Source organism: Corynebacterium glaucum (assembly GCF_030408855.1).
In the GTDB taxonomy this organism is placed as follows: Bacteria; Actinomycetota; Actinomycetes; order Mycobacteriales; family Mycobacteriaceae; genus Corynebacterium; species Corynebacterium glaucum.
In genome coordinates this window covers 991,657-1,009,619 of record NZ_CP047358.1, presented here as the reverse complement: position 1 = coordinate 1,009,619, position 17,963 = coordinate 991,657, and the positions used below count along the sequence as shown (strand labels likewise).

Below are 17,963 nucleotides of genomic sequence, written 5' to 3'. Positions count from 1 at the left end.
GCCTACTCCGCCTCCTTCGACAGCCGGAACAGCAAGTTCACCGCATCACGCGCCGTCGGATCGCCCGCCGCATCGCCGTTGCTTGCTGCCTGCGCCACCAACTCATGCATCGCGTCGCGCGCAAAACCCGCTAGCGACAGCTGCTCCAGCTCCGCATCACTCGGCGCCAAGTGCAGGCTGGTCAGCCGCTCGCGCGGGTACAGCGCCGCGAACACCGGCTCCAGCTCAGCCAGCTCGCGCTCGAGCTTCTGCGTCGCCTCCAACCCCAGCGTGCCGGCAATCGCGTACTTAATCACCGTCCGGTCCTTATCCGGGTACGCCTTCAGCTCCGCCAACAGCCGGTCCACATCAGCCTCGTCAGCCACTTCCCAGCTCAGGGCCTCAAAGGTCCACGCCCCCGTCGGCACTCGCTCCACCTGTACGGTCGAAACAAGCTTTTGCTTATCGACGCTCACGACCAACGCATTGCCCGAATCCACCTCTCCCCCCTTCGAACCGGGAGAACGGTCGTGGTAATCGGTGGTTTCTGGCGATCCCGAGAACCAGACTCGCTCGCTCGAGCCAAGCGCTTGGGTGGAGTGCGTGTCGCCGAGGGCGACGTAGTCCAAGGTGCCGTCGATAAGCGCAAGCTCCAGCTTGCCCAAGTCGATGAGTGCCTCGGTGTCCTCGTCGCCGTAGCCTTCGACCTGGCCGTGGCCGACCAGGATCCGGACGTTCTCCGTGGGCCCGAGGTCGCGGATGGCCCGCGCGCAGAGGTCCTCGTTGGCGTGCTTGGTCACCAGCGGGGCGGCGACGATCTCGACGCCTTCGCGGACCGTGAACGGCCCCGCGCAGTCGAGCACCGTGACGTTGTCGATGTCTTTGGTGCGGGCGAAGATCGAGTCGGCGACCAGCGGGTCGTGGTTGCCTGGCAGCAGGTAGACCGGCACCGGCAGTTTGCGCAGCGTCTCCAGCGCGCGGCCGAGCGTTTCCTTCGACAGCGAGTTGTGCTCGAAGACATCGCCGGCGACCACGATGAACTCCGCGCCATGCTCGGTCGCGAGCTCACCGAGCTTTTCGACGGCCCGGAGCCGCGCGTCACTGAACCGCGACTGCGCCTCGGCGCTCAAAAACTTGCGCGTCATGCCGATCTGGAAATCGGAGGTGTGGATGAACGTGACCATGGTTGTGCTCCTCTCCTATTCCTCGACCAGCATGTCGTAGAGGTCTTCGATGTCGGAGACGGCGTGTAAGAGGTCGATGTTGGTGAACGACACGGTTTCCATCGCGTGGCGCAGCAGGTCCGAGTCTGAATCATCGATCATCGGGGCGATCTTCGGCGTGGGCAGCGCCGGCAGTTCGCGCCCGGACCAGAAGTACTCCGAACCCGCGCTCGCGTTTTCCTGCGCGGTGGTGTGCGCCGAGTCGCGCACAGAGTCCTCGAACACCGCCATGGACAGGCTCCGGATCGCGAACACGGTGCCCGGGTCGGCGTCGATCTGCTTGGCCGCCTCCTCCGCGAGCGCCACGGCGTGCTTGCACACGTCGGCGCTGTCCGGGCAGTCGCAGAAGAACTTGAACTCTTCCGGCGTGGCCGCGAGCAGCACATCGAGCACGGAGTCGGGGAATTCGCCGGCCCGGGCCCGCTTGCTGGCGCTGGCGCTGCGCGCCATCTCGCTCATCGCGCGGCGCAGTTCCTGCGGCGTGCGCATGGGCAGGGTGAACCCGGTGTAGAACGGCTCGTTCTGGCTGCCCACCACCGAGGCTTCCATCCCGCCGGGGCGCACCCGCAAGTCGGTGACGTGGCGCTGCTGCGCATACTGGTGGCCCCGCTTGGCGCGGCCGATATCGGTGCGGCGCACCGCGGCGTTGAGCACCCGCATCGCGGCCTGGGACTTGCTCACCGTCGGCGGCACCGTCTGCGGCCCGCCGGTCTCTGCGGCGGTGGCCACGCGCTTGCGCGCGCCGAAGTTGGCGTAGATGACGTTGTCTTCGCTGGGGCGTTTTGGTCGCTGGCTACTCATCCTGCCCCCTGTAACTGATCAAACGCGCGAGATCTTCCTTGTCCAGCTCGGTGATCCACCCTTCGCCCTCGCCGACAACGGTGCCGGCAAGGTGCATCTTGCCGTCGAGCACATCCTGAATGCGCTCCTCCATCGTGCCGCGGGTGATCATCTTGTACACCGTGACGTCTTTGTCCTGGCCGATGCGGAACGCGCGATCCGTTGCCTGATTTTCCACCGCCGGGTTCCACCAGCGGTCCATATGCACCACGATCGATGCCGCGGTGAGGTTCAACCCGGTGCCCCCGGCTTTGAGGCTGAGCAGCATCGCGGGCGGGCCGTCGTCACGCTGGAAGCGCTCCACCATCGCATCGCGCGCGGATTTGCCCACCCCGCCGTGCAGGAACGGGATCTGCTCGCCGTAGCGTTGGCTCAGGTACGGCTGCAAAATGTCGCCGAACGCCTTGTACTGCGTGAAGATGAGCACGCGGCGCTCCGTCGCAATCGCCTGGTCGAGGATCTCTACGAGCTTTTCCACCTTGCCGGAACGGTGCACGCCGTTGACGGTCACCGGCGACGCATCGCCGAGAAAGTGCGCGGGGTGGTTGCACACCTGCTTGATGCGCGTGATCATCGCCAAAATCAGCCCCTTGCGCGCCATGCCTTGGCGGCGCTCCAGCTCGCCCTCGGTCTCCTTCACCAGCGCGGTGTAGAGCGCCGCCTGCTCCGGCGTCATGTCGACGGCGACGACGTGCTCGGCCTTGTCCGGCAAATCGTCGATAATCGCCGGATCCGACTTCAACCTGCGCAGAATAAATGGCGAGGTGAGACGCTGCAGGCGCTCACTCATCTCCACCGCCAACGCATCCTGGCCGCCGCGCTCAATCGCCTTGGCAAAGTGGTTGCGGAAAAACGCCTGCGTGCCCAGCATCCCCGGGTTCACAAAGTCCAGCAGGCTGCGCAGCTCAGACAGCTTGTTCTCAATCGGGGTGCCGGTCAGCGCAATGCGGTGGCGGGCCGGTAGGGCTCGCACGCTTTTCGACGACTGCGTGCCAACGTTCTTAATCGCCTGCGCCTCATCCAGCACCACATGGTCCCAGCGCACGTGGGCTAAGTCTTTATGGTCGCGGTTGATGATGCCGTAGGACGTGACCACCAGGTCCGCCTCCTCGCAGGACTGCATGAGCTCGAACCCGTGCAGGCGGCCTGGGCCGTGGTGCACGACGACCTGCATGTTTGGGGTGAACCGACCAGCCTCGCGCGCCCAGTTGCCCACCACCGAGGTCGGCGCGACCACCAAAGTCGGGCCGGTGCGCACACCCTGCTCCGCCTCGACGGCCAGCAGGGTGAGCAGCTGCAGCGTCTTGCCCAGGCCCATGTCATCGGCGAGCACCGCGCCGAGGTTGTTGCGGGACATGAAAAACAGCCAGTCCACGCCGCGGCGCTGGTACTCGCGCAGATCCGCCTGCACCGTGTTCGGAATGTCCACGCGTTCCGGGGCGGGCCGGTCGGTGCCGCCGACCAGCGAGGTGAACCACGTGGAACCCGTGAACTCGATGGGGGCGGCATCGGTGGTTTCAGATTCCAGGGCAAGCTGGCGCAGCTCGTCTGCCGTGACGGCGCCGGTAACACCTGCGGCGCCCGCCAGTTCGTCGTCAAGCAATTGCTCATATGCCTCGCGCAACTCCTTGGCCTTGGCTGCAAGCACTGGGGCGTCATCGCTGCCGGCGGCCTCGGCGAGCGCGGCGCGCGATTCGGCCGCCTCAACGTCGCGCTTGGCTGTCTCCAGCGACTTCTCCTGGAGTTTCTGCATGTATTTGCGCGTGCGGGCGAGCTGCGTGGTGTCGGCGAGCACCCACTCGTCGCGTAGCTTGACCAGGCCCGTCTTGGAGTTGACCAACTGCTCCATCTCGGCGTCGGTGAGCTCGATGTCGCCGACGGAGAGGCGCCAGTTGTACTCCAGGAGCGTGCCGAAACCGAGGTGCGTGACGGTCGAGGAGTCGTACGGGTTGGAGTGCTCGGCGACGGCCAGCTTCGCGGTGGTTTCGGCGTGCGACCAGGCGCGCGGCAGCATCACCGCGAAACCGGCGCTGCGCAGGCGGGCAGCCTCGGTGTCGGCGAAGCGCACGATCTCTTCGGTGGTGAGGTACAGGTCCCAGTCACCTTCATCGAACGGGCGGGGCACGGAGCTTGGGCGCGGGTGTCGCGAGGGGTCGGCAAGCGAAGTCGCGTTGATGGCGCGGAACAGCTCCTCGCGCAGCTTCTGCGCCGTCTGGCCGTCGTAGTCGTGCTGGCGCACCGGGCGCGGGGCATCGGAACCGGAGCGGACGCTGACGCGTACCGGCCAGATCGCCGCGTCTTCGTCGACCGGGGCGTCGCTGCCCTGGTCAGCCGACGCTTCGGGGTCGGCGGGCTCGTCGGCGATAAAGACCAGTTGCAGGTTCACCGCGGTGATGGAGCCGTTCCAATCCGCCACCCGGCGCGACAGCGAGGCGTTGCCGCGGCGCAGCGGTTCTCCGTTGACCAGCGAGTTGATGAAGTCGTGGCGCCCGTAGGGCCGCGAGGTATCGGCCGCGCCGGCGTTTCGGAGGCGATAGGAGGTGATCCAGTGAACCAGCGTCTTCGCCATATCCTCGCTCAAGCCCGGGTTGTTGGCCACGAGCACGCCGGGCGCGGCGGCGGTCATTTCAGCGAGCCAGCCGCGCTCTTCTACCCCGGTGCCCAGCTGCCACTGCGCGTACCACTGGTGGTCCCGCATCGGCACGTGAATGGTCACACGTCCCGCCTTAACGAACCGGCCAAGGCCTTGGAACATGCGCAGCAGCCACTTCAAATCCGGCGCGATCGCGTCGCGCTGCTCCTGGGTCGCCGCCGGGATGGGCGCGTCGATGGACGCGAGCGACGAAAGGAACTGCACTGTTTCATCCGGTGCGAGCGCCGCCGTGGGCGCGGTGAGTTGCACCGATTTCCCTTTCGGAGTCTGGAGCGTGATGCGGCTGCGGTGGCGGAAACGTGAGCCGTCGATAAGCGAATGGACGACCGGTGGAAAGGTCCCCTCCGGAACCTTCTCCAATGTGAGAATCCGGTGGCCTTCGACCTGCTCAACCCACAGGTTGAGGCCGGACTCTGGCAACCAGAGGCCGTGCAGCAGGTAATTAGGCATACCCCTCCTTATACCACCCACCCCCGACATGATCGTGTTCAAAGTCCAAACGCACGTTCACAGCCAGCGCGTAGTTTACAGTGTGGCCAGATGGATATCTGCGCAAGTAGAAGGAGGAAAAGATGTCCGAGAACTTTTGGCTCGTGCTGGCCATTGTGCTGTACTTCGGCGTCATGGTCGCAATCGGGTTCTACTCCTGGTTGCAAACGAAGAAGTACGACGATTACGTGTTGGCCGACCGCGGCCTGCACCCCATGGTGGCCGGGTTGTCTGCCGGCGCCTCGGACATGTCCGGCTGGCTGCTGATGGGTCTGCCCGGCGCGCTGTTCGTCTCCGGCATGAGCGAGCTGTGGATTGTTGTCGGCCTGTTCATCGGCACCTGGGCGAACTGGAAATTGGTCGCCCCGCGCCTGCGCGCGTACACCGAGGTGGCCAACGACTCGATTACGCTGCCGAGCTTCTTTGAAAACCGCACCCACGACACCTCGCGTGTGCTGCGCGTAGCAGCCGCGGTGATCATCATCTTCTTCTTCACCTTCTACGTTTCCTCCGGCATGGTCTCCGGCGGGCGCTACTACGAATCCACCTTCGGCGGCGACTACCTGACCGGCATGCTCATTGTCGGTTCGATCACGGTGCTCTACACCTTCATCGGCGGGTTCCTCGCTGTGTCCTACACCGACGTGGTGCAAGGTGCGCTGATGTTCCTCGCGCTGATCATTGTGCCCGTCATGGCGCTATTCGCGGTCGACGACCCCGGTTCGCTGTTCTCCTACGCCACCTCGAACCCGTACGGACCGTGGCCGGAGGGCAACCCGTCCTACTTCAACATGGTCGCCGGGGTGTCGGTGGCCACCATCATCGGTAACCTGGCATGGGGTCTAGGCTACTTCGGTCAGCCGCACATTGTCACCCGTTTCATGGCGCTGCGCTCCCCCGCCGAGGCGAAAGCTGGCCGCCGTACCGGAATGATCTGGGTGGCGATTTGCTACCTTGGCGGGATCTTTACCGCGCTGGTGTCCACCGTGTACTTCGGCACCACGCAGGCGAGCGTGACCGACCAAACCGGCTTTGAAACCATCTTCCTCGACCTGTCGCGCCTGCTGTTCCACCCGCTGATCGCCGGCATCATCCTCACCGCCGTACTGGCTGCGATCATGTCCACTATGTCGTCGCAGCTGCTGATCACCTCGACGGCGCTGATTGAGGACCTCTACCGCATCTTCAACAAGACCCCGAGCCAGACCACCCTGCTGGTGCTCTCGCGCACCATGGTCGTGGTCGTTGCGGTGGTGGCCATGCTCATGGCTTTCAACCCGTCTGACACCATCCTGGGCCTGGTCGGCTTCGCGTGGGCAGGGTTCGGCGCGGCCTTCGGCCCGGTGGTACTTGCCGCACTTTACTGGCGGCGCCTCACCGCCCCCGGCGCCATCGCCGGCATGATCGTCGGAGCCGTGACCGTCTTTATCTGGGGCACCTTCTACGGCGACATCATCTACGAGCTCGTGCCGGGCTTCGTCCTGGCCACCATCGCGATGGTGGCGGTCTCGCTGATGACGAAGCCGAAGCCGGGGGTAGAGGCCGAGTTCGACCGCGCTGTGGCCGTCACCGACTACGCCATGGCACACCCGGAGGCGACGTTCGCGCAATCGATGGAGCAGGCCGAAAAGTCATAGCTCATCGACGGAACCCGCACCGCGCTTTCGGAGTCAAATCTGCATGGATTGGTTCCGCCTCTACCTCGCGGTGCTCACGGTCGCCACAGTTGCCATCGCCCCATTCCCCTTGGGGCTTTTGCTTATCGACGCCCCCTTGCAACCCACTCGGTTCACCGTGACCGGCTACGACCGGGAGGCGCATTTTGGCACGTGGGTACCAGTCGCTGGTACGCAATGCACCTCGCGCGATCTTGCGATGGCCGATGCCTGGAGCGCCCAGTGCGATATGCCCTACGCACACTGGAACGCCGCCCCGATCTCGGATCCCTATACCGGGGATCCGCTGCTGCCCGCTGATGTTGAGCTGGACCACCTCTACCCGCTCCGCGCCGCGTGGGATATGGGCGCGCACTCGTGGAACCAAGAAAAGCGAGTGGCGTTTGCCAACGACCCGCTGAACCTAATTGTGACCTCGTCGAAGGCGAATCAGGCGAAGTCCGACATGCTTCCCGCCGAGTGGATGCCTCCGGCCTGGCGGGCGCACTGTGCCTATTCGCGCAGACTCGGTGCGGTGGCGGAGAAGTACGCACTGCCACTCACGCGCGACGACTACCGAGTCATGCGCCGGTCCTGCTCAGGCGCGCGGGGGCTGGTCTCGGCGCGTGAACTCTGAGGTTCACACACATGTCACGTACAGTGATGTCACATGAACACAATCTTCATCTTCCTCCACGTCGCGGCGGCGATTGTCCTGCTCGGCCCGGTCGTTGTTGCCACTTCGATGTTCCCGGCCGAGGCGGATAAGTCCCGCGTCGGCGGCGAGGAGGCCACCGGTCGCGCATCGGTGCTGCACCGCATCACCAAGACCTACGGCATGCTCTCCGCGCTCGTGCCGCTGCTCGGCGGCGTGGTCATGGCGTTTGACTGGGACCTCTACAGCAGCAACTACTGGCTGCACACCGCAATCATCCTGTCCGTGATCGCCTGGGCGATCCTGTTCTTCATGGTCATCCCGCAGCAGCGCAAGATGATGGGCTCCCTCGGCGCGCTCGATCCGGCCGACGCCGACCCGGCTGACAGGACCGGCAACTTCGAGAAGTCCAAGGCGAAGGCCGCTGCCGGCGCGGGCATCTTCAACCTGATGTGGTTCCTCACCCTGATCCTGATGTTCTTGCCAAGCCCGGATGCAGGCGCATCTTCGGATTCGACCACTTCGGCGACCACCGCGTCTGAGATCGTTTCCACCACCGCAGCTACTACCGCTACCCAGTAGCGCTCCCGCGATTCCGCTCCGCGGAAATTCTGCGACGCGGAATCGGCTCGCCGTCGCAAGAAACGCTCCCCTCCTACGCACTTAGCGTTGGAAGGGAGCGTTTGTGTTTTCGCACCCACGAGCTTCGGTACCCGCGTCAAGTGAACCCGAGCTACTTGGCCAAGCAGCGGGCCGAAATGTAGACCTCAAGAAGATCGTCTCGGAAAACCCCAGTTCAGCTGTGACTCATGAGACGGTTGTGATCGAGCCGCCGCTGAGGTCTACATTTTGAGGTCTACAACCCCCAGTTGAGGTCTACAAGCCGGGGGCTAGGCGGCTTAGTCGCGGTCCCAGCGGCTACCTCGGCCGCCGCGGTCCCCGCCCCGGCCGCCACGATCACGGTCACGATCACGGTCGCGGTTGTAGCCGCCGCGGCCACCACGATCGTCGCGGTCGCGTCCACCTCGGAACCCGCCACGATCACCGCGTCCACGTCCGCCCCGATCGCGCGGCGGCGCACCGTGGTCGCGCTGAATGTTGATCAGCTGACCGGAAATGCGGGTGTCCTCGAGGCGGTTCAGCACGCCCTTGTCCAGCCCCTTCGGCAGTTCCACCAAGGTGAAGTCGCTGCCGATGGTGATGCGGCCGAAGTCTTTCGCGCTCAAACCACCTTCGTTGGCAATCGCACCGACAATGGCACCCGGGCGCACGTGCTGGCGCTTGCCCACGTCAAGGCGGTAGGTGTCAAAGTTTTCGTTGTCGCTGTGCTCGAAGCGTCCACGACCGCCGCGATCATCACGGTCACGTCTGCGCCCGCCACGGTCCTCGCGGTCGAAGCGGTCACGCCCGCGTCCACCACGATCACGGTCGCGTCGATCGCGCTTGTCCTTCGGCGGCTCCTTCATGAAGAACTCGTCGCCGGACTGCGCCTGGATCGCCAGCGCGGCTGCGATGTCGTCCATCGCCACGTTGTTGGCCGCAGAGTAATCGCGCACCATCTGCTTGAACACGTCCAGCTGGGACGCCTCAAGTGAACCCGTAATCGAGTCCATGAACTTGCCCTTGCGCGCCTCGTTGACCTCATCGACGGTCGGCAGATCCATCTCTTCGATCTTCGCGTTGGTCACGCGCTCAATAGAGCGCAGCATGCGACGCTCACGCGGGGTGACAAACAGAATCGCCTCACCAGTACGACCCGCGCGACCGGTGCGCCCAATGCGGTGCACATAAGACTCGGTGTCGTTCGGAATGTCGTAGTTCAGCACGTGGCTGATGCGCTCCACATCCAAACCACGCGCGGCAACGTCGGTAGCTACCAAGATGTCCAACCGGCCGTCGCGAAGCTGATCCACTGTGCGCTCACGCTGCGCCTGCGGAATATCGCCGTTGATCGCGGCGGCAGAGAACCCGCGGTCGCGCAGCTGCTCCGCAACTTCTTCCGTCTCGTGCTTGGTGCGCACGAACACGATCATTGCCTCGAAGTCGGTGACTTCAAGGATGCGCGTGATCGCGTCCAGCTTGTTGCGGTGCGCCGTGTACAGGTAACGCTGCGTGATGTTGGTGTTGGTGCGGGTCTCGCTCTTCACCGTCACCTCAACCGGGTCGTTGAGGTAGTCGCGCGAGATGCGGCGGATCGCGTTCGGCATCGTCGCCGAGAACAGCGCCACCTGCTTCTCATCAGGCGTGTCCTCGAGAATGCGCTCCACGTCCTCCTGGAAGCCCATGTTCAGCATCTCGTCGGCTTCGTCCAGCACAAGGAAGCGCAGGTTGGAAATGTCCAGCGAGCCCTTCTCCAGGTGGTCGATCACGCGCCCCGGCGTACCCACGATCACCTGCGCGCCGCGGCGCAGACCAGAAAGCTGTATCCCGTACGCCTGGCCACCGTAGATCGGCAGGATCGACACCCCGCCCAGGTGGTCGGCAAAGGACTGGAAAGAATCAGACACCTGCAGCGCCAGCTCACGAGTCGGCGCCAGCACCAGCGCCTGCGGGTGGCGCGCACTGGTGTCGATTTGCGAGAGCACCGGCAACGCAAACGCCGCCGTCTTACCCGTACCCGTCTGCGCAAGGCCAACCACGTCGCGGCCTTCCATCAGGTGCGGAATCGTCTGCGCCTGAATCGGCGACGGCTTCTCAAAGCCCACTTGCTTCACCGCATCCACCACGCGCTCGGGCAGGCCCAGCTCGGCGAACGGGTACACAGCCTCAGTTTCAGCTGCTGCTTCAGTCTCAGTCTCGGTGGCCGCGGTTTCTACTTCCTCCGCAGCGCCGGTCTCATCAGCATCTCCCGCATCCCTGGTGTCCTCACTTGCGGCCGATTCGGCCACGACATCCTGCGGGGTTTCCTGATTTTCCGACAAGTTCACGTCCGGCTCGTTCTCGCCGCCGGTGGCGTTTTCGGAAATGTTCATTGCCCACCAACCCTACGTGAACATCGCTTCAACCTGTTAAAAGGAGCTTTTCGCTTATCGACGGCCCGCCCAACGCCCCACCAACCCCCACCGCCCCCAATTTGCCGCGTAGGTCAGGCGCTGTGTACGAGTAGTCGCCGTATTGCTGCAGCCGTTGAGTGTCTGTGGACCCGACACGTCGGACTCAGACGCAGTCAAGTCCTTCACCACCATCACCACCACGGCCACCGAGAGCGTTCAGCCCGACCCGCCATCGGAACGAACTGCAGAGACCTCTGCTGAGGAAAGTTCCCCTGCGAATTGAGCTCCTGCTAAGGATGAAGAAGGATTTATTGTCGGCGCACTGACGGTTTGGGAAGAAGTCCAAGGCGTCGATGGCGGCTCAGTGGAAGTTGTGGCAGTGCAAGACAACACGAGTTGCCTCGTCGACGTTGAGACGTATTAATGAGGGCGGTGTGGAAGGTACCGCGATGACGTGGCAGTCAGAGGATGGTTGGTACTGCTTCCGCGATCAGGATGATCCGATTTGCAACTCAACAGACCTCACCGGAGTCCCGGCGTTGCGCGGGCCAGAGGTTGTAATGGCCACGCGGCCGGCAAATTGGACCGTCGGCTGGGCATCGTCTGTGATTGGCCCCTCTCCTAATGAGATCTGGAACCATCTGCTGCCTGCGGAAGGTGTGGCTGTGGTGATGGTGTTCCTGGTGCTCGAGCAGATCGCCCTGTCGCTGATCGCCGTGCTGTCGGAGGCGGTGGCCCCGTACATCCACTTCATTGTCGGTGTGCTGGGTGTGCCGATGGATCTGGCGAACTCGACCGATGCCTACACTTCTCAGTGCTGCCGATTGTCAAGAAACCACCGCCGCGTTCGGCGTGTCAGGCATGGGCAAGGGCTGCGCGATGATTATCGGCAACGTGATCGGCATCTCTGGGAGCCCTTTATCGCGAGCACTGTGGCTGGGCATCGGTCTAACGGGCGCGAACATGGGTAATTACATCCAAATGGCACTCCCGATCTGCTGGGGCTTCTCGATTACTCGCGTACTCGACGCGGGGAGCGTCGGCCTGTTGGAGTAGGCCAGGCGCTATTACAGATATCTCTGTGTCCAAGGTTACTGATGGCGCACTGAGACACCGTGGTCGATCTGCACGACAGGAATACAGACCGCGCGTTTCCATGACACCGAATTCCGAATCAAACATCAAGCAGTCTAGCTAGGGCAAGACACCGCCGTGACTAAGCTGTACAAAACCATTTCAAATGGAATTTGTTGCTTCAAATTAAGCGTCTGCATCATTGGGGACTTCGCCTAACAAAGCAGAATTTAGAACCGCTAAAGCAGAACGCTTTGGATGACGGGCAAGACACAATTGCTTTACTGTTAATGAATGCTCATCAAGCACGATTACCTCAATACCGTCGCCCTCGACGGCTATATCTCCGTCATCGAGGGTGGTCTCCGTGAATCGAGCTCTTCTCGGATCGTCCAGGGGCGAGATCGTGGCGGCGGGATGGATTTTTCCGTCATCAAGGCTGATATCGGGGATAACTCTGCAACGGAGAGCGTGATTAGCCAGGGAGACCACTCTGCTTCAAAATTGAGTCGGCTAATCGACGCGGGGAATAGTAATCCTGAGACTACCGGCTGGGTGCGGGTGTTTGAACCGGAATTGGACTTCGCTGACATTGGAACCGGCGCTCTCATTGAATGGGAGTGTGAGATATTTATCCCCGATTTCATTTCATATCTCTCGAACGGTAAAGAGCTGGCCGAAACACTTCGAACGTTCGGCTCGCTCCGGAACACCGCTAGCTCGATAGGCTTAGATACTACAGGTCTGCCCGAAACACAATCGCTCGAAGGAATGAGCAGCTTTTTCGAATCATTTGACGTAGCTCCTGTGGTGGTGGGGGAAGACGATGACACTGAATGGAAAGTTCTAGGAACTCTCGACAAAAAGTGGATCGCGCCGGGCGCCAAGTTCGATGGCCCTTACCGAATAATCGGTAAGGTAACGAAGGTAATCCCCCCAGGTCAGTGGTATCTGATTGCCTCGCTCCCCGGCTTAAACCTTCTAGACCGTAAACGTCGCCGACAACTCGAAAAGGAAGGTCCTACTGAGTCGAATCAGGATCAATTTATCGCTGGCCCGGCTGTTGTACTCGATGTCCTCTCCATCTTCCGCTAAACCGTTGGGACATCGGTTTGCTTCACCGAGGTGGGCAATATCCTAACCTGAAGCTTTATTCATTCAATCGCAGGTAGCTAAGACTTTCCCGCTGCGCGCGGCTTTGGGAGTGGCACGATGTCCGGCAGTTCGTATAGCTAGGTTTGTTTCCAGGCGGGTTAGTGACGTTGCGAAATAGCCACCACACGGTTTCCCGCCCCGCAGAATGCGCCGGCGTGCACTGATATACACCTGTCACGAAGCTGGAACGGCCCCAGCTATGCTCAGGGTGTCACAGCTGATTCACACACCATAAAGGTCTTCACAATCCGATGCCTCAACCTCAGCAGCCAACCGGATCCTTTCCAGGCAATACCGCCGGAACGCACACCGGGAACCGCGCACCGGTAACGAAGCGGGGGCTGTCCCACCGACATATTCACTTCATCGCGCTGGGGTCGGCGATTGGTACCGGTCTGTTCTACGGGTCCGCCGGGGCGATTCAAGCAGCTGGCCCGTCCGTTTTGCTGGTGTACCTGTTCGGCGGCGCGGTCGTGTACTTCATGCTCCGCGCACTGGGCGAGATGTCGGTGCGCCACCCCGTGCGGGGCTCATTCGCGGTGTACTGCCGAGAGCACCTCGGAGGTCTGGGCGGCTACATCACCGGCTGGATGTTCGCCTTCGAGATGATGATTGTCTGTCTCGCTGACCTCACCGCCATTGGCATCTACATGAAGTTCTGGTTTCCCACCACGCCGGCGTGGGTCTGGATCTCCGTGACACTGCTCATCATCGGCGCAGCCAACCTCGCTTCGGTGCGGTGGTTCGGTGAGCTCGAGTTCGCCTTCACCCTGATCAAGGTCGCAGCCGTTGTCGGCATGATTGTCGGCGGCGCAGCAATCCTTGCGTTCAACCTCGGCGAGAACCCCGAGTTGACGGGCATCAGCAACCTGTGGAGCCACGGCGGATTCTTCCCCAATGGCTTCGAGGGCATGATCGCGTCGTTCATCCTCGTACTCTTCGCATTCGGCGGCACCGAGATCATCGGCGTTGCCGGCACGGAAGCCGACAACCCGGACAGCTCGATCCCCCGCGCGGTGAACACCGTGCCTGCACGAATCCTCATCTTCTACGTGCTGGCCATCCTCATCATCCTTATGCTCAACCCGTGGCCCACCATCGACGGCGAAGAGAGCCCCTTCGTCCAGATCTTCAGCACGCTCGGCGTGAGCTGGGCGGCGGGTTTGCTCAACGTCGTCGTCATCACAGCGGCACTGTCCGCGATCAACGCCGACCTCTTCGGCACCGGGCGCGTGCTCACGGGCCTGGCCAAGGAAGGTCTCGCACCGAAGGCGATGGCCAAGACCGTCCGCGACATCCCGGTGATGACCACGATCAGTTTGCTCGTCGTGCTCATCGTTGGGGTCGTGCTCAACGCGATCTTCCCAAACGTCTTTGAGACCATCGCAGCCTTGGCCACCTTCGCTACAGTCTTCGTCTGGCTAATGATCCTCCTCGCGCACGTCGCCTCCCGCCGCCACATGACCCCCAACGAGGTACAGGCCCTGCGTTTTCCCGTGCCCTTCTGGCCCTACGGGCAGTACTTCGCTATCGCATTCATCCTCTTCACCTTCGGCATCATGGTCTGGCAACCGCGCTACCACCTCGCGTTGGCTGTCGGTGTCGGATTCTTGACCGTGATGACGGTGCTCTACTACGCGTCAGGGCGTCCTCAAGCAATTGCTTCAGCCCACTCCCCCTACGACCGCAAGTAACCTCGATCACGAACCACCCGGCTACCCGGCGAAGGTATGACCAAAGTGGGACAATGGGTGGTGTCAGAAGCCATCGAGCGCTATTGGAAACGCAGAAGGGATCTCGCCATGCCAGGCATCGACGCAAATCCGAACAACCTCCCAGTCACCCCCGGCACCAAGGTCGTCCTCATCGGCGCAGGTGCTGTCGGCATCGCGTACGCGTACGCTCTGCTGAACCAGGGCCTGACCGATCACCTGGCGATCATCGACCTGAACGAGGAGCTCACCTGGGCGCAGGCTGAGGACCTCTCCCACTCCGTGCCGTACTCCGGCCACAACATCGATGTCACCGTTGGCACCTACGAAGACTGCCGCGATGCCGCAATGGTGGTCAACTGCGCCGGTGTTGCGCAGCGCGAGGGCGAGACCCGCCTCGACCTTGTGGCACGCAATGTGAAGATCTTCGAGTCCATCAACAACGAGGTCATGGCCAACGGCTTCAACGGCATCTACCTCGTGGCCACCAACCCGGTTGACGTGCTCACCTACGTCACCTGGAAGCAGACCGGTCTGCCGTCGAGCCAGGTCATCGGCTCCGGCACCGTGCTGGATACCGCGCGCTGGCGCCACAACCTGGGCAAGTACTTCGACCTCGCTCCGTCGGCCGTGCACAACTACATCATCGGCGAGCACGGCGACTCTGAGCTCCCGGTCATCTCTACCGGCACCGTCGCCGGCGTACCGCTGCACGCGATGCTGGAGAAGGAAGCCGAGACCAACCCGGGCATCTACGACGAAATCGACGAGATGTTCGTGAAGACCCGCGACGCCGCCTACGACATCATCAAGCGCAAGGGCAACACCTCCTTCGGCATCGGCTCCGCACTCGCCCGCATCACCAAGGCGATCCTGCGCAACGAGGATGTCGCACTGCCGATCTCCGCGCTGCTCCAGGGCGAGTACGCGCGCGAGGACATTTACATCGGCACCCCGACCATCCTCAACCGCAACGGCGTGCGCAACGTTGTCGAGCTGCGCCTGTCCGAGGACGAGTTCGCAAAGTTCGACAAGTCCGCCCAGACTCTGCGCGAGGTCATCGAGAGCACTGGTCTGACGGACTAACGGGGATTTGCCTCACGACGGCCCCTTGACTGGCCCTCAAACCGATTTCCGTGTGTGACGTTCAAGTCTTCGCCGCTCAGCGAGGCTCCAGAAAGGCAATAGAGGGCATGTGGGGGCTCCCGGCGGCAGGATCGAGCCGGGTGAAGCTCCCGAGGAGACCCCAGTTCGCGAACTGCGCAGATAACTCGGAAATCGGCGCCCGCCACGGCGATCACCTCACCACCATCTGCCAGGAGTACTACTTCGGTGTGGCTAACTTCGCCACCTCTTCTGTGATCTCGTTTCTGGCGCTCCGAGTCTGAACGAGCACAGTGAAACTCTTTGGGTGCCGGCTGCTGCCTCTGCGCCCTCTACTGACACCCGCGGATATCCCCGCCGTCGAATGCCTAATCGCACACTTTTTCTACTCTGCTCCAGACGTGTAGAGTTCGGGATTATATTTTTTGGCAGATAAGCCAAGAACTAAGACTGGAGCTATCATGCCTCGATTGACCTCTCTCGAAATCTGCGCTGGCGCGGGTGGGCAGGCCCTCGGTTTAGAGCGTGCGGGGTTTGCTCATAAAGCAATGGTTGAAATCGATTCGTGGGCTGCTGAAACCCTGCGCGCAAACCGTTCTAAGCTAGGCGGAAAGCGTGTCGAAGTTCTTGAAATGGACGTGCATGATCTCGATGGCACTCGATGGAATGGCGAGATCGATCTTTTAGCCGGTGGTGTCCCCTGCCCCCCATTTTCAATAGCGGGCCAGCAACTTGGCGCTGACGATGAAAGAGATTTGTTCCCCCAGGCTCTCCGGCTGGTGAAGGAAATTGAACCCAGAGCCGTGATGCTTGAGAATGTGAAGGGGTTAGCACAGAGGCGGTTCGAGTCATACCGGGCGCAGGTCATCAAGCGACTCAATGATCTGGGATACACGGTGTTCTGGGATCTCCTCCAAGCTGCCGACTACGGAGTTCCCCAACTCAGACCGCGGTTCATTCTGGTTGCTCTTCAAGAAGAAATCGCACCTCACTTCAGTTGGCCTGGACCCATGGAGCACCGGATCACTGTTGGGGATGCACTGCGAGACATGATGGCCGAAAATGGCTGGCCAGGGGCGGACGCTTGGGCCGATCAGGCTACCGCCGTAGCCCCTACCCTTGTAGGCGGTTCGAAAAAGCATGGCGGACCAGACGTCGGTCCGACCCGCGCGAAGGAAGCCTGGCGAGCGATGGGGATCAAGGGTTCTTCGATTGCAGAAGAGCCACCCGGGCCTGACTTCCCAGTCGGCGATCCCGAGAATCTTCCTCGTCTCACTGTGCCAATGGGAGGTATCCTCCAGGGCTTCCCTGCAGATTGGCGGTGGCAAGGAGGCAAGACCGCCCAATGGAGGCAAGTAGGCAACGCATTTCCTCCTCCAGTGGCTGAAGCTATTGGCAGGTCTATATACTCCGCAATCAGTACGTACGCTGCCCTGAATAGGGGTTTTGATCCAATTAAGCAGAAACTGGATATCCGCGTTTCGTAATCTGTATTGGTGTTTGATCAAGTCACCGCACAAGAACTCGCTCAACACTTTCGGGTGGAAATTCCTCAAGGCGAGGAGATGGGCCGCGTTTTTCGACAGACCTTTGACCAGGCCTATGACGGACAGCACACCGGTAGGTTCGATCCTGACCAGCTAAGCAAGACTGAACTCGCCCACATCGGATCCCTTCTTGAGATCAACATTCGCCGCACGTTCGACAGGGTCATCCAAGACGGGCTTTTAATGGATTTTCAGATCCTGGGGGTCGAAGTTGACTGTAAGTACTCTAAGCAACCTTTCGGCTGGATGCTCCCAGACGAAGCAGTGGGTCATTATGCGATGCTCTGTCACGCAAGTGAGCGACTGTCTACTTTCCGTGTCGGGTTCCTACGAATCGTCCCAGAGCTCTTGAATCGCGGTGCCAATCGCGACAGAAAGCGCACGCTCAACCTAGCCGGGAGAGAATCCATTTCATGGGCTTGGTTTGATCAGTCTTACCCCAAGAATATTCTCCTGCACCTCGATGCAGCGTCGCAGGAGGCAATAATGGAGCCTACTTCTGGGCAAACGCGAGTCGACAACCTCTTCAGGCTGGTTCAGTCCGAGCTCATCCCTCGGGGCGTTATTTACACTGTCGCTCAACAGAAGGATCCTATGAAACGAATCCGTTATAACGGAGGCTCTCGATCAAGGCTCCAGTCCGAGGGGATACTGATCTTAGGCGACTACGATCGCCACCAACGGATCGCTCGCGACTTAGAACTGCCTATTTCTCGACATGGGGATAGTCTGGCCGTAAGGGTGTTTCCGGCGGAGGCGACGTTTACTGGACCAACTACAACAATTGGCAACACCCGGTGGAGAGTGGCAACTTCAAGCGACCCCGTGGTGCCCGCACCCGCTGTTCCTTGATGAAATTCCGCGAACGATTGAGTTCTGAAAGA

The 17,963-nt window shown here is 61.7% G+C and carries 14 protein-coding genes; 10 read left to right on the top strand and 4 right to left on the bottom strand.

Annotated elements, in window-relative coordinates; genetic code table 11:
* Positions 1-2: 2 nt before the first annotated feature.
* The 3 genes from CGLAUT_RS04950 to CGLAUT_RS04940 are packed head-to-tail and all read right to left on the bottom strand — an operon-like array spanning position 3 to position 5,145.
* Positions 3-1,163 (bottom strand): metallophosphoesterase family protein, encoded by a 1,161-nt coding sequence (locus tag CGLAUT_RS04950; protein WP_290186688.1) that lies wholly within the window; start codon positions 1,161-1,163, stop codon positions 3-5.
* A 15-nt stretch (positions 1,164-1,178) separates the two neighbouring features.
* Positions 1,179-2,003, bottom strand: coding sequence for an SWIM zinc finger family protein (locus tag CGLAUT_RS04945; protein WP_095659741.1), 825 nt, complete (start codon positions 2,001-2,003; stop codon positions 1,179-1,181).
* Positions 1,996-5,145 (bottom strand): DEAD/DEAH box helicase, encoded by a 3,150-nt coding sequence (locus tag CGLAUT_RS04940; protein ID WP_290186686.1) that lies wholly within the window; start codon positions 5,143-5,145, stop codon positions 1,996-1,998. Before CGLAUT_RS04940 ends, CGLAUT_RS04945 begins: the two co-directional genes overlap by 8 nt.
* Positions 5,146-5,267: 122 nt before the next feature.
* Here CGLAUT_RS04940 and putP point away from each other — a divergent pair, with 122 nt between their 5' ends.
* From putP to CGLAUT_RS04925, 3 genes are read left to right on the top strand one after another with little or no spacing between them, the layout of a single operon-like run.
* Complete coding sequence (putP, locus tag CGLAUT_RS04935; protein ID WP_290186685.1) at positions 5,268-6,821, top strand: sodium/proline symporter PutP; 1,554 nt, start codon at positions 5,268-5,270, stop codon at positions 6,819-6,821.
* A gap of 43 nt (positions 6,822-6,864) precedes the next feature.
* Positions 6,865-7,476 (top strand): HNH endonuclease family protein, encoded by a 612-nt coding sequence (locus CGLAUT_RS04930; RefSeq protein WP_290186683.1) that lies wholly within the window; start codon positions 6,865-6,867, stop codon positions 7,474-7,476.
* Between the two features lie 33 nt (positions 7,477-7,509).
* Positions 7,510-8,076: a DUF2269 domain-containing protein gene (locus CGLAUT_RS04925; protein ID WP_290186682.1), complete on the top strand. Its 567-nt coding sequence runs from the start codon at positions 7,510-7,512 to the stop codon at positions 8,074-8,076.
* A gap of 317 nt (positions 8,077-8,393) precedes the next feature.
* Here the strand turns inward: CGLAUT_RS04925 and CGLAUT_RS04920 are convergent, their stop codons facing one another.
* Positions 8,394-10,466, bottom strand: a complete 2,073-nt coding sequence (locus CGLAUT_RS04920; protein ID WP_290186681.1) for a DEAD/DEAH box helicase — start codon at positions 10,464-10,466, stop codon at positions 8,394-8,396.
* Between the two features lie 470 nt (positions 10,467-10,936).
* On the opposite strand from CGLAUT_RS04920, the gene CGLAUT_RS04915 reads away from it, so the two are divergent.
* From CGLAUT_RS04915 to CGLAUT_RS04885, 7 genes are all read left to right on the top strand, one after another.
* Positions 10,937-11,458 carry a hypothetical protein gene (locus CGLAUT_RS04915; RefSeq protein WP_290186680.1) on the top strand — a complete coding sequence of 174 codons (522 nt, stop codon included), beginning with the start codon at positions 10,937-10,939 and terminating at the stop codon, positions 11,456-11,458.
* A gap of 397 nt (positions 11,459-11,855) precedes the next feature.
* Positions 11,856-12,656: a DUF6414 family protein gene (locus tag CGLAUT_RS04910; RefSeq protein ID WP_290186679.1), complete on the top strand. Its 801-nt coding sequence runs from the start codon at positions 11,856-11,858 to the stop codon at positions 12,654-12,656.
* Positions 12,657-12,967: 311 nt separating this feature from the next.
* A complete protein-coding gene (locus CGLAUT_RS04905) occupies positions 12,968-14,410 on the top strand; it encodes an amino acid permease (protein ID WP_290186677.1) in 1,443 nt (480 codons plus the stop codon).
* Between the two features lie 108 nt (positions 14,411-14,518).
* Positions 14,519-15,514 (top strand): L-lactate dehydrogenase, encoded by a 996-nt coding sequence (locus tag CGLAUT_RS04900; RefSeq protein ID WP_290186676.1) that lies wholly within the window; start codon positions 14,519-14,521, stop codon positions 15,512-15,514.
* 140 nt (positions 15,515-15,654) lie between these two features.
* Positions 15,655-15,816: a hypothetical protein gene (locus CGLAUT_RS04895; protein ID WP_290186675.1), complete on the top strand. Its 162-nt coding sequence runs from the start codon at positions 15,655-15,657 to the stop codon at positions 15,814-15,816.
* A gap of 177 nt (positions 15,817-15,993) precedes the next feature.
* The gene (locus CGLAUT_RS04890) at positions 15,994-17,019 is read left to right on the top strand and encodes a DNA cytosine methyltransferase (RefSeq protein WP_290186674.1); all 1,026 of its coding nucleotides are present in this window, start codon (positions 15,994-15,996) and stop codon (positions 17,017-17,019) included.
* A gap of 9 nt (positions 17,020-17,028) precedes the next feature.
* The gene (locus CGLAUT_RS04885) at positions 17,029-17,931 is read left to right on the top strand and encodes a NaeI family type II restriction endonuclease (RefSeq protein ID WP_290186672.1); all 903 of its coding nucleotides are present in this window, start codon (positions 17,029-17,031) and stop codon (positions 17,929-17,931) included.
* The last annotated feature ends 32 nt before the right edge of the window (positions 17,932-17,963 follow it).